At 36.4% G+C, this 13,136-nt stretch carries 15 protein-coding genes and 1 other annotated feature; all 15 genes read right to left on the reverse strand.

Going from position 1 to position 13,136, the window contains the following annotated elements:
* Positions 1–64: 64 nt before the first annotated feature.
* The 15 genes from rpoB to cysE all read right to left on the reverse strand — a co-directional run bounded on the left by rpoB (position 65) and on the right by cysE (position 12,870).
* Complete coding sequence (gene rpoB, locus AL499_RS05720; protein ID WP_002492996.1) at positions 65–3,619, reverse strand: DNA-directed RNA polymerase subunit beta; 3,555 nt, start codon at positions 3,617–3,619, stop codon at positions 65–67.
* Between the two features lie 201 nt (positions 3,620–3,820).
* Positions 3,821–4,429 (reverse strand): class I SAM-dependent methyltransferase, encoded by a 609-nt coding sequence (locus tag AL499_RS05725; RefSeq protein WP_002492940.1) that lies wholly within the window; start codon positions 4,427–4,429, stop codon positions 3,821–3,823.
* A 275-nt stretch (positions 4,430–4,704) separates the two neighbouring features.
* A complete protein-coding gene (gene rplL, locus AL499_RS05730; protein WP_002459938.1) occupies positions 4,705–5,073 on the reverse strand; it encodes a 50S ribosomal protein L7/L12 in 369 nt (122 codons plus the stop codon).
* A gap of 37 nt (positions 5,074–5,110) precedes the next feature.
* The gene (rplJ, locus tag AL499_RS05735) at positions 5,111–5,611 is read right to left on the reverse strand and encodes a 50S ribosomal protein L10 (protein ID WP_002459939.1); all 501 of its coding nucleotides are present in this window, start codon (positions 5,609–5,611) and stop codon (positions 5,111–5,113) included.
* Positions 5,612–5,650: 39 nt separating this feature from the next.
* Positions 5,651–5,799 (reverse strand) — a sequence feature (ribosomal protein L10 leader region).
* A gap of 85 nt (positions 5,800–5,884) precedes the next feature.
* A complete protein-coding gene (gene rplA, locus AL499_RS05740; protein ID WP_002479465.1) occupies positions 5,885–6,580 on the reverse strand; it encodes a 50S ribosomal protein L1 in 696 nt (231 codons plus the stop codon).
* A 215-nt stretch (positions 6,581–6,795) separates the two neighbouring features.
* Positions 6,796–7,218 (reverse strand): 50S ribosomal protein L11, encoded by a 423-nt coding sequence (gene rplK / locus AL499_RS05745; RefSeq protein ID WP_002459941.1) that lies wholly within the window; start codon positions 7,216–7,218, stop codon positions 6,796–6,798.
* Positions 7,219–7,418: 200 nt separating this feature from the next.
* The gene (gene nusG / locus AL499_RS05750; protein WP_002459942.1) at positions 7,419–7,967 is read right to left on the reverse strand and encodes a transcription termination/antitermination protein NusG; all 549 of its coding nucleotides are present in this window, start codon (positions 7,965–7,967) and stop codon (positions 7,419–7,421) included.
* A 17-nt stretch (positions 7,968–7,984) separates the two neighbouring features.
* Positions 7,985–8,179, reverse strand: a complete 195-nt coding sequence (gene secE, locus AL499_RS05755; protein ID WP_002459943.1) for a preprotein translocase subunit SecE — start codon at positions 8,177–8,179, stop codon at positions 7,985–7,987.
* 93 nt (positions 8,180–8,272) lie between these two features.
* The gene (gene rpmG, locus AL499_RS12305) at positions 8,273–8,416 is read right to left on the reverse strand and encodes a 50S ribosomal protein L33 (RefSeq protein WP_002459944.1); all 144 of its coding nucleotides are present in this window, start codon (positions 8,414–8,416) and stop codon (positions 8,273–8,275) included.
* Positions 8,417–8,512: 96 nt separating this feature from the next.
* Positions 8,513–9,055, reverse strand: a complete 543-nt coding sequence (locus AL499_RS05760) for a sigma-70 family RNA polymerase sigma factor (RefSeq protein WP_002479466.1) — start codon at positions 9,053–9,055, stop codon at positions 8,513–8,515.
* A 110-nt stretch (positions 9,056–9,165) separates the two neighbouring features.
* Complete coding sequence (locus AL499_RS05765) at positions 9,166–9,693, reverse strand: NYN domain-containing protein (RefSeq protein WP_002459946.1); 528 nt, start codon at positions 9,691–9,693, stop codon at positions 9,166–9,168.
* The gene (gene rlmB / locus AL499_RS05770; RefSeq protein WP_002459947.1) at positions 9,693–10,439 is read right to left on the reverse strand and encodes a 23S rRNA (guanosine(2251)-2'-O)-methyltransferase RlmB; all 747 of its coding nucleotides are present in this window, start codon (positions 10,437–10,439) and stop codon (positions 9,693–9,695) included. Before rlmB ends, AL499_RS05765 begins: the two co-directional genes overlap by 1 nt.
* 2 nt (positions 10,440–10,441) lie before the next feature.
* Entirely contained in the window at positions 10,442–10,837 is a 396-nt protein-coding gene (locus AL499_RS05775; RefSeq protein ID WP_037540504.1) for a Mini-ribonuclease 3, read from the reverse strand.
* 1 nt (position 10,838) lies between these two features.
* Positions 10,839–12,239 (reverse strand): cysteine--tRNA ligase, encoded by a 1,401-nt coding sequence (gene cysS / locus AL499_RS05780; protein ID WP_002479468.1) that lies wholly within the window; start codon positions 12,237–12,239, stop codon positions 10,839–10,841.
* Positions 12,223–12,870 carry a serine O-acetyltransferase gene (gene cysE / locus AL499_RS05785; RefSeq protein ID WP_172412359.1) on the reverse strand — a complete coding sequence of 216 codons (648 nt, stop codon included), beginning with the start codon at positions 12,868–12,870 and terminating at the stop codon, positions 12,223–12,225. The genes cysS and cysE overlap by 17 nt, the downstream gene beginning before the upstream one ends.
* Positions 12,871–13,136: the final 266 nt, after the last annotated feature.

Below are 13,136 nucleotides of genomic sequence, written 5' to 3' on the forward strand. Positions count from 1 at the left end.
CACATTATGTTTAAACATCCGTAGCACTTGTTCCTAACACCATTCCTTATATCTAATATATTGACTAATCAGCAGTTTCTTCTTGTTGAGATTGTGGCGCATCTTTTTGTTGCAAATCTACTTTGCGCTCTGTTGTATCTTCATCTTCAACATCTGCCATTTCGATTTCGTTATCGTGCTCATCCATCACTTTCACATCTAAACCTAAACTTTGAAGTTCTTTCATCAATACACGGAATGATTCAGGAACACTTGGTCTAGAAATGTTTTCACCTTTAACGATAGCTTCGTATGTTTTAACACGGCCTACCGTATCATCAGATTTATAAGTAAGGATTTCTTGCAATGTATAGGCAGCACCATAAGCTTCAAGTGCCCATACTTCCATCTCACCGAAACGTTGTCCACCAAATTGTGCTTTACCACCAAGTGGTTGTTGTGTAACTAATGAGTATGGACCTGTTGAACGAGCATGTAATTTGTCATCAACCATATGTGCAAGTTTAAGCATGTACATAACTCCAACTGAGATACGGTTGTCGAATGGCTCACCTGTACGGCCATCATATAATACGGTTTTACCGTCACGTGCCATACCAGCTTCTTCAATTGTTGACCATACATCTTCATCGTTCGCACCATCAAATACTGGTGACGCAACATGAATACCTAAGTTTTTAGCAGCCATACCTAAATGCAACTCTAGAACTTGTCCAATGTTCATACGTGATGGCACACCAAGTGGGTTTAACATAATATCAATTGGACGTCCATCTGGTAAATAAGGCATGTCCTCTTCTGGAACAATCTTAGAAATGACACCTTTGTTACCATGACGACCACACATTTTGTCCCCAACGTGTATTTTACGTTTCTGCACAATATATACGCGTACTAATTGGTTAACACCTGGAGAAAGTGTGTCATCTCCTTCTTCACGGTTGAAGACTTTAACATCTAGCACAATACCGCCAGCACCATGTGGTACACGCAATGAAGTGTCACGCACTTCACGTGCTTTTTCACCAAAGATTGCATGTAATAGACGTTCTTCAGCTGTTAGCTCTGTGACACCTTTAGGCGTTACTTTACCTACTAAAATATCGCCATCTTTAACTTCTGCACCTACATAAACAATACCGCGATCGTCTAAGTTTTTAAGTGCACTTTCAGAGACGTTAGGAATATCACGTGTGATTTCCTCAGGTCCTAATTTCGTATCACGTGCTTCTGATTCATATTCTTCAATATGAATAGATGTGTAAACGTCATCTTTGACTAAACGTTCACTCATGATGACAGCATCTTCATAGTTATAGCCGTCCCAAGTCATGAAACCAACTACAACGTTGCGGCCTAATGCCATTTCACCAAGCTCCATTGATGGACCGTCAGCTAGAATTTCATTGTATTCTACAACGTCGCCAATAGAAACAATTGGACGTTGGTTATAACATGTACCAGAGTTAGAGCGTTTAAACTTCGCTAATGGATAGCGATCAAGTTCGCCTTCATATTCTTTTCCATTTTCTTCAATTAATCGACGCACTAGGATTTCATTAGATTCAACGTGTTCTACACGACCTCTGTATTTTGCAGTAATCGCAGCACCAGAGTCACGAGCAGCAACATGCTCCATACCTGTTCCTACGAACGGCGCTTCAGGGTTCATCAACGGAACTGCTTGACGTTGCATGTTTGCACCCATCAATGCACGGTTAGAGTCATCGTTCTCTAAGAATGGAATACATGCTGTCGCAGCTGAAACAACTTGTTTAGGAGATACATCCATGTAGTCCATTTTTTCTTTAGCCATAACAGTATTATTACCGCGGAAACGGCATACTACTTCATCATCTAAGAAACGACCATTTTCATCAAGGCGAGAGTTCGCTTGTGCAACGACATAACTGTCTTCTTCATCAGCAGTTAAGTAGTCAATTTGATCTGTGATTGCATTTGTATCAATATCTACTTTACGATAAGGCGTTTCAATAAAGCCAAACTCGTTGACACGCGCATAACTAGATAATGAGTTAATCAAACCAATGTTTGGACCCTCTGGTGTTTCAATCGGACACATACGGCCATAGTGAGAATAATGCACGTCACGAACTTCCATTTGTGCACGTTCACGTGTTAAACCACCAGGTCCTAACGCAGATAAACGACGTTTGTGTGTTAATTCTGCTAATGGGTTAGCTTGGTCCATGAATTGTGATAATTGAGAACTACCAAAGAATTCTTTAATTGATGCAATAACTGGTCTAATATTAATTAATTGTTGTGGTGTGATAGATTCTGTATCTTGAATTGACATTCTTTCACGCACAACACGTTCCATTCTTGATAAACCAATACGGAATTGGTTTTGCAATAACTCACCAACTGAACGTAAACGACGGTTACCTAAATGATCGATATCATCCGTGTAACCAATGCCAGCTAATAAGTTGAAGAAGTAACTCATAGAAGAAATAATATCTGCAGGTGTGATACATTTCACTTCTGAATCTGGTAAAGCATTACCAATTATCGTTGTTGTACGACCTTCTTCATCATTTGGTACATAGACTTTGATTGATTGAATTTCAACCGGTTCGTCTATTACTGTTCCTTCTAATTCGAATACTTCACTATTCGCATTTGTTTCAAGAACGTCCATAATTTCGTCTAATTTGCGACGATCTAATACAGTACCTTCTTCAGCAACAATTTCACCTGTTTCGCTGTTTACGATAGGCTCTGCTAATTTTTGATTAAATAAACGGTGTTTTAGATGCAATTTTTTGTTCGCTTTATAACGTCCAACGCTTGCTAAATCATAGCGTTTCGGATCGAAGAAGCGAGAATATAATAAACTTTTTGCATTTTCAACTGTTGGTGGTTCACCAGGACGTAAACGTTCATAAATTTCTAATAACGCTTGTTCAGTGTTTTCTGTTCCGTCTTTTTCTAATGTATTACGCAAGTATTCGTTATCGCCTAACAACTCAACAATTTCTTGATTAGTTGAAAAGCCTAATGCGCGTAACAAGACAGTTAATGGCAATTTACGAGTTCTATCAATACGAACATAGACAACATCTTTAGCATCTGTTTCGTATTCTAACCAGGCACCACGGTTAGGAATGATTGTAGCATCATAATTTTCTCGTCCGTTTTTGTCAATTTTTTCATTAAAGTAAACGGATGGTGAACGTACTAATTGCGATACAATAACACGCTCTGCACCATTAATAACAAACGTACCTGTATCTGTCATTAATGGGAAGTCTCCCATAAATACTTCTTGCTCTTTAACTTCACCTGTTTCTTTTATAACGAGACGCACTTTAACACGAAGAGGTGCAGCATAAGTAGCGTCACGATTTTTCGATTCTTCTAAATCATACTTTGGTTCACCTAATCTGTAATCTACAAACTCTAATGATAGGTTACCTGTGAAATCTTCAATTGGTGAGATATCACGGAACATTTCTAGTAAACCTTCTTTTAGGAACCAATCATAAGATTTAGTTTGAATTTCTATTAAGTTTGGTAATTCTAATACTTCTGAAATTCTCGCGTAGTTTCTACGTTTACGATGTCTTCCATATTGGACAACTTGACCTGCCAAACAGATTCACCCCTCAAATATTGTGTGCTACCGTCCATTTAAAAGTGTGCTAACAAGACAAAAAGAAAACGGCAACACTAAAGATGACACCATTTCCGTTTCATGTTATTCCTGTTCCACTTACTCTTATTAGGTAAAAGTACACACTTATTGAACATAAATTTTTACATTTTATAACTATATCAGAATACGAATATTAAATCAACCTTTTGAACTTCTTAATATATAATATCCTTTATTCTTTGTGACGACTTCTACATTATCAAATAGTTCAGCCAATTTCTTTTTAGCGGATGGCATACCTTGTTTCTTTTGTATGACAACGAACAGCTCACCCTGTGTCCTTAACCTGTCATATGCTTCAGCAAAAATTCGATGAACAACTTCTTTACCAGCTCTAATTGGCGGATTAGTTAAAATATAATCACAAGCGTTATGCTTTACTGCAGAAAGACCATCGCTTTCTTTAATAATGACATTATCAATTTGATTATGCTTACTATTTTTTTCAGCTAGTGCTAATGCGCGTTGGTTAACGTCAAGCATTGTCACTTTATGGTGCGGACAGACCTTTGCTATGGTTAGGCCAATAGGACCATATCCACATCCAACATCAACAATCGACTTACTCGGACCAGGCGGATGTTCATTCAAAAACGTTTGAATTAGCAAGTCAGAGCCGAAATCTACCTTATCTTTAGAAAAAACACCTGCATCTGTCACTAGCTGTAATTTATCGTGCTGATATGAGTAAACAATGGTTTGTTGATTACTTTTAACGTCTGGGCACTCATCATAATAATGACTCATAAGCCCACCCCTTTCCTTTATAGATTTGTATTAAAGAATTATCACCGTGTATTTTTACGTCATGAGCATAAAAAGTACATATTATTCGTGTATTTTTTCATTTTTCTTGAACTACTTGGATGCGTTAATTAAGTACCACTGTATTCTGAAAATGAACTAAACCCCGTTATCGTGATAACGGGGTTTTCATTTCTCAAAGCATTTAGGTTAAGTCTTCCTACATTCAAACGATGTATCTCATTTATCTTAACCTATATTAAGTTTAGACGAGAGAACTATTTTAATTCTACAGTCGCGCCTACTTCTTCTAATTGTTCTTTAAGTTTTTCAGCTTCGTCTTTAGCAAGGCCTTCTTTAATTACTTTAGGAGCGCCATCTACTAATTCTTTAGCATCTTTTAATCCTAAGCCAGTTGCTTCTTTAACTGCTTTAACAACTTTGATTTTAGATGAACCAGCTGAAGTTAATTCAACATCAAATTCAGTTTTTTCTGCTGCTGCGTCTCCGCCACCAGCTGCACCTGCTGCTGCTACTGGAGCTGCTGCAGTTACACCAAATTCTTCTTCAATTGCTTTTACTAAATCGTTTAATTCTAAAACTGACATTTCTTTAATTGCTTCAATGATTTGTTCTTGATTAGCCATTTTATAATTCCTCCGTTATTTTAAAATTTATGCGCAATTACTCAGCGCTTTCTTCTTTTTGTTCTCCAACAGCTTTAACTGCATAAGCGAAGTTGCGGACTGGAGCTTGTAATACTGATAAAAGCATAGATACAAGACCGTCGTGTGAAGGTAATGAACCAACAGTTTTAACTTCTTCTGCTGATATAATACTACCGTCCATGACACCTGTTTTGATTTCTAAAGCTTCGTGTTCTTTTGCAAAACCTGCGATAACTTTCGCTGGTGCTACAACATCTTCAGTTGAAGTTGCAATTGCTGTAGGACCTGTTAAGAAATCGTTTAAGCCTTCGATACCTGCTTGTTCAGCTGCACGACGAACCATTGTGTTTTTGTATACTTTATACTCAACACCAGCTTCACGTAATTGTGAACGCAATTCTGTTACTTCTGCAACTGTTAAACCACGGTAATCGACAACGACAGTTGATACTGAATTTTTAAGTTGATCAGCAATAACGTCAACAAGTTGTTTTTTTGCTTCAATGATAGCAGACATTCAGACACCTCCATTTAAATTTGTTCGGTGCTTTTTTTAATAGCAATAAAAAAAGCACTTTCTACCCACGGCAAAAAGTGCTTGAAAGATCAATTAATCATCACGTTCAAGTCAATTTTAGCCTCGGTAGGATTGATTTTTAAGTTATAATTAACTCCTACTGTCTTAGGTAAAATAATCACAATAATTAATATAACGTTGTTATTGTAATATGTCAATCGTTTTTTAAAAAAAGACTAGCAAAAGTTGCCAGTCTTTGAAGTCATTATATAATTATAATTTAAATGATGAAGTATCAACTTTAACGCCAGGACCCATTGTTGTAGTAACAGCAACGGATTTGAAGTAAGTACCTTTAGCTGAAGCTGGTTTTGCTTTTGCTAAAACGTCTTGTAATGCGTTAAAGTTTTCAATTAATTTATCAGTATCAAATGAAACTTTACCGATAGTAGCGTGAACAATACCTGCTTTTTCAGCACGGTATTCAACTTTACCTGCTTTGATTTCTTCAACAGCTTTTTTAACGTCCATCGTAACAGTGCCAGTTTTAGGGTTAGGCATTAAACCTTTTGGTCCTAATACTCTACCTAATTTACCAACTTCACCCATCATGTCAGGTGTAGCAACAACTACATCGAAATCAAACCAACCTTGTTGGATTTTTTGAGCATATTCTGCTTCACCTACATAATCTGCGCCTGCTTCTTCTGCTTCAGTGATTTTATCACCTTTCGCAAATACTAATACACGTTGTGATTTACCAGTTCCGTTTGGTAGTACAACTGCACCACGGATTTGTTGATCATTTTTACGTGTATCAATACCTAAACGGAATGCAACTTCAACTGATGCATCAAAGTTAGCTACGCTAGTTTCTTTAGCTAAGCTAATTGCTTCCTCAACACTGTAGTGTTGCGTACGGTCAATTTTGCTAGCTGCTTCTTGATACTTTTTACCTTTTTTAGCCATTATTCTTCCTCCTTTAGTGGTTTTAGCGGAATTTCCTCCCACATTTCACTTGCGTATCACACAAGTTAAGAGCAGATAACTGATGATATCTATGTTAATTTTGGGAGACGATGTTCACCCAATTTCACTTAAATCCATCGAAGACAATAGCGTTGGTTGCCATTTCGTTATCTGCTGTTATCGTCTATCAATTCATTTCAAGTTTAAATTCTTAATTATTCTACAGTAATACCCATGCTACGAGCAGTACCTTCAATAATACGCATAGCTGCTTCTTCGTCTGCAGCGTTTAAATCTTGCATTTTAGAATTAGCAATTTCACGTACTTGTTCTTTAGTAACTGTAGCAACTTTAGTTTTGTTAGGTTCACCTGAACCTTTTTCTACGCCAGCTGCTTTTTTAAGTAGTACTGGAGCCGGTGGAGTTTTTGTGATAAATGTAAATGAACGATCTTCATATACACTGATTTCTACCGGAATGATTAAACCTGCTTGTTCTTGCGTACGTGCGTTGAATTCTTTACAGAATCCCATGATGTTCACACCTGCTTGACCTAATGCTGGTCCAACTGGTGGTGCTGGATTTGCTTTCCCTGCAGGAATTTGTAATTTAACTACTTTTTCTACTTTTTTAGCCACGATGTGCACCTCCTTGATATCGTGATGTGGTCACAGGGCTCAGTTTTGCCCTCCCACTCAAACATTTCGTGACGAAATGAGCGTCTTAAAAACGCGACCACATTATTTTAACACCTTTTCGTTACAAAAATCAATAGTAATATTTCAACATTTAAAGCGTTCAACAATTATTAACACAGTTCCAGTATTGAGGCTTTACTTTAAAGCTTTTCTACTTGATCAAATTCAACTTCTACTGGTGTTTCTCTGCCAAACATATCTACTAACACAGTTAATTTAAATTTATCTGCTTCAATCTCTTGAACTTCTCCAACTTGATTAGAAAACGGACCTGATTTGATACGCACTTGCTCGCCAATCTCTAATTCTATATCTATTGTTTTTTCTTTAAGACCCATTTGTTTTAATATAAAACGAACTTCGTCAGGTAGTAATGGATTCGGCTTAGATCCTGCGCCTGCAGAACCAACGAATCCAGTAACGCCAGGAGTATTTCGCACGACATACCATGATTCGTCTGTCATGATGAGTTCCACTAAAACGTATCCTGGAAATGTCTTTTTAACTACTTTTTTAGCTTTGCCATCTTTGACTTGAGTCTCTTCCTCTTCGGGTATGACAACTCTAAAAATCTGTTCTGTCATATTCATTGATTCGACTCTTTTTTCTAAATTCTTTTTAACTTTATTCTCATATCCAGAATATGTGTGCACTGCATACCAGTGTTTAGCACCAACTACTTCAGACATGTTGTCACTCCTTACTTTTATCTAAATAATTCAATAAGATTTCCGATACCGATATCTAAAACATAGAAAAAAGCCATAAAGAATAGCACTGTAGATACTACAATAACAGTGTATTTGAATAACTCTTCTTTCGTTGGCCAACTTGTTTTCTCCATTTCAGACTTAACGCCTTTGAAAAAGTTATCTTTTTCTTTGTTTTTGTCTTTAGCCATCAAAAACAACCTCCATACTCTCACTCATTAACTAGCCTATACGTTGTCTCATGTTGCAACATCGAATAACCACTTTTCATAGCACTAAAAGTATTATTTCGATTCTTTATGTACTGTATGTGAGTTACATCTTGGACAATATTTTTTAAGTGTTAACCTTGATGCTGAGCCATCTTTCTTTGGAACATGATAATTTCTATTGCCACAAACATCGCAATTTAAAGGGACTTTTTTCACATTTATTCACCCTTACACATTTTAATACCAATATACTATACCTATATTTGGGCTTAAATGTCAAACGAAGCTATGAAACAATATGATCAATAAAACTCATTCCGTAGTCTTTAATATCACTTTATATAATTTCATTTTACAACGTTGTATACTATTGTAAACCGCTTTGCGTTGTAACTTAAGTATTCGTGCAATTTCTAATGGTTTATATCCTGCAATCAGCGCGTAAAACACCCTTTTTTCTACCTTAGTAAAATACTTCGTGTGTTCAAATATATTCATTAAATCTGCGCGTTGTAACATTTTTATTTCAACAGGATTCACATGTTGATTGTAATATACGTTTACATGACTCTCTTTAATCATGCTTTGTATTCGTTTATGATAGGCATATTGTTTACGTAAATAATCATATTTAACTGACCTAATAACACAATTCACATAATACTCAAATGGTTTATCTTGTTGTGTGTCATAGCGATCAATGACCAAGTAAAGTTTAATTAAGACCTCTTGATATAAATCGTCGATATCATTTAGGTAATAATCTACCTTTTTAAGCTTATTAATAATAATGGGTTTCCACAAATTCACAAGTTCTGCAAAAGCATCATCTTTATTGTCACACTCTCGGTACATTTTAAACGCGCTTTCAAGATGTCTACCAGTTATGTTTGTCGCCTACTTTCCAATAAGAGTTATATGCTAAATTTTATACCCTGATATAGGATTTCGGCAATATCACAATACTAGTGTTTGTGATGATGACCTCGACGTATTTTTTCAAATTCAGTAAGTATATCATCAGATAACGGTATTCGAGTTCTAGGTTTTGATTGACTAAAGTCATCTAACGACTTTGTTACTGTTATTTCCATTTCTTTTAATTCGCGCCACATTTCTCGAGATGATACACGATAAGCACCTGTTCCAAAAATTGCATGCTGTTCGCTCATATCACTCGTCACAACCGTAATATGCGTTGTATGTTTATTATATAAGTCATAGACATAACGTTCGATATAGCTATCTGCGGTTTCTTTTTCTTTTGTATAAATAATCTTTACACCATGATACATATATTCACGTTCAATACCTGATTGTTCATATGCATCGAAGACACATACCACTTCATCAGCTATCACAGCGCTATAATTCGCTATGGCATCCAACAATTGTTCGCGTGCTTCTTCAAGGCTTTCTTTAGCAATGGTCATCAACTCTGGCGATTGGCCAATCATATTATAACCGTCTATAACTAAATATTTTTGCTTCATTATTTGTCTCCATATGAATGACGTTTACGATATACTTCATACATCATCAAACCAGCTGCCACGGATGCATTTAAACTATTCACGTGACCGACCATTGGAATTTTAATATAAAAATCACATTTATCTTTAACTAGACGGCTCATCCCTTGGCCTTCACTACCAATGACAATTGCTAATGACATATCAGCTGCCATGTCTCTATAGTCTGTGGCATTATCTGCTTCTGTTCCTACAATCCAAAAACCATGCGCTTTCAAATCATCAATTGTCTGAGATAAATTAGTTACACGCATTACAGGTATATGCTGAATCGCTCCTGTAGATGCTTTAGCTACAATTTGTGTTAACGCTACTGAACGACGTTTAGGAATAATAATACCATCCACACCTGTTGCATCTGCTGTCCGCAAAATAGAACCTAAGTTATGTGGATCTTCTAATCCATCTAAAATAATGACCGTAGATAGGCTTTCCTTTTGTTGTTGCATTTTAATAAAATGGTTAAAATCGGCGTATTCATATGGTGCAATCAAGGCTGCAACACCTTGGTGAGGCGCATCTGACATATGATCTAATTTAGATTTTGGCACTGTTTGCACGACTAATTTTTGAGTTTTTGCGTTTGTTAAAATTTCTTTGATTTGTTGTTTTTTAATACCTTCTTGAATCAGTATTTTATTTATTGTATGACCAGTGACAATGGCTTCCTTTACGGCATGACGACCTACTATTATATGATCTTCCAATGCTATCTTCCCTCTCTTTCGTCAACAATGTGAATGATTTCTGTTAATAGTGAATTAAGACGCTGCTCTCGTTGCTCTAAGTATAAGAAGCCAATCACTGCTTCTATTGCAGAGCTTTTACGATACGTTTGAATATCAGTATTTTTAGCTTTTGTATAGCTTTTAGCATTGCGACCACGCCGAACGATATCTAATTCTTCTTCTGTAAACCACTGCTGTGCTAATAATTTTTCTAGTGTTTGTGCCTGACTTTTAGCTGAGACATAGCGTTTAGCTGCTTGATGAAGACGATTAGGTTTGCTGCGTAATTTCAACACAATATATGCTCTAACATGTTGATCTAAAACCGCATCACCCATGTAAGCTAATGTTAGTGGATTTAATAATTTTATATCCATATTAGCCACGTTTGTATCTCACACCTTGAGGCGTGTCTTCCAAAATAATATGTTGTGCCTTTAATGTATCTCTAATTTCATCTGCTCTCGCAAAATCTTTATTTTTACGTGCTTCATCACGCTCAGCAATCATTTGCTCTATCTCTTCATCTAATAGTACATCTGCTTCTTGACCTTTTAAAGGAACGCCTAGTACATCACTAAATATTTGATACACTTCTTTAAAACGCTCGATTACTGCCGTTGAAGTTGATTTCTCCAACACATATTTATTGGCTAATTTTGCTAAATCATACCATGCAGTTACCGCATTAGCTGTATTAAAATCATCATTCATCACTTGCTCAAATTGTTTTAATATTGCATCAATTTGTTCAATGTAGTCTGTTTGTTCAACAATATTGGTAGCTATTGTTTCACGCTCTTCAATTAATTGATAGCTATTGCGAATGCGTTCTAGGCCGCTTTTAGCTGCACTAACAAGTTCCATATTATAGTTGATTGGACTGCGATAGTGTACGCTAATCATAAAGAAACGCAAGACATCAGGATCAATTTCCTTGATGATATCATGCACTAATATAAAATTCCCCAATGACTTACTCATTTTCTCATTGTCTATGTTGATAAAACCGTTATGCATCCAATAATTTGCAAATGGTGCATGATTATGTGCTTCTGATTGCGCAATTTCATTTTCATGATGAGGAAATTGTAAATCGGAGCCTCCAGCATGAATATCAATGGTCTTACCAAGTTCATGATATGCCATCACAGAGCACTCAATATGCCACCCTGGGCGCCCTTCTCCAAAGGGACTAGACCAGCTAATTTCACCAGGCTTAGCTTTTTTCCATAATGTAAAGTCTAAAGCATCTTCTTTTTGTTCACCCGCTTCAATGCGAGCGCCTACTTTTAAGTCGTCAATAGACTGATGGCTTAATTTACCATAGCCATCAAATTTACGTGTTCTAAAATAGACATCTCCATGACTTTCATAGGCATAACCTTCGTCGACTAAATTTTTAATGAATTCAATGATATCTTCCATATGGTCCATCACACGTGGATTTGAAGTGGCTTTCTTAACATTTAAAGCACCAACATCTTCATAAAATGCTTGAATATAACGATCAGCAATTTCAGGAACGGATTCATTCAGTTCTTGTGAACGTTTAATAAGTTTATCATCAACATCAGTAAAATTTGAGACGTAGTCTACGTCATACCCTTGGTATTCAAAGTAACGACGTACTACATCATAGTTAATCGCTGGTCGTGCATTCCCTATATGAATATAGTTATATACGGTCGGCCCACAGACATACATTTTAACTTTCCCAGGTTCTATGGGTTTGAATACTTCCTTTTGACGTGTCAATGTATTATATAATGTAATCATCTTTAATCTCTCCGTTCTTGGCTTTTTCTAGTTGTTTTTCTAGCTGCTTAATTTGCTCATATAATGGATCCGGTAAGTTACGGTGATCAAATGTTTTCCCGATTCGTTTACCCTGTTGTTTTACAATATGCCCTGGAATACCCACTACAGTTGTATAACTAGGCACAGATTGCAATACTACTGAGTTTGCGCCAATATTGACGTTCGACTCAATTTGAATATTGCCTAAAATTTTCGATCCAGCTGCAATTAAAACATTGTCTCCAATGTCTGGATGGCGTTTACCCTTTTCTTTTCCAGTTCCACCTAACGTAACGCCTTGATAAATCGTGACGTTGTCTCCAATCGTACATGTTTCACCAATGACTACACCCATGCCATGGTCAATAAATAGGCGCTTGCCAATTTGTGCACCAGGATGTATTTCTATACCAGTAAAAAAGCGTGAAATTTGTGAAATAATACGTGCTAGTACATATCTTTTCTTATTATATAATTTATGTGCAATTAAATGACTCCATACCGCATGAAGCCCAGCATACGTAGTGATTACTTCAAATGTTGTTCTTGCTGCTGGATCTTGCTCAAAGACCATTTTAACGTCGTCTCTCATTCTTCTTAGCAAGATAATCTCCTCCCCGATTTCATAATAACTTATTTCTTTCCTTGCCCATTTAATAACATCAATTTGTTCTTTAAACGTTTCTTATGAAAAAACGCCTCTAACAAGTATGATGTTAGAGGCGCTTTTGCACGGTTCCACTCTTAATTCAGTAAAGCAATATCAGTATATCACTTTACTCTCGTTTATATTATTCAATTGTCTACACAAAGGTGCATTCCATAACTATTGTGATGTACTTTCACCAACCGTACATTCTCTATAGCACAATATCA

The sequence above is a fragment of the Staphylococcus lugdunensis genome, assembly GCF_001558775.1.
Lineage (GTDB): Bacteria > Bacillota > Bacilli > Staphylococcales > Staphylococcaceae > Staphylococcus > Staphylococcus lugdunensis.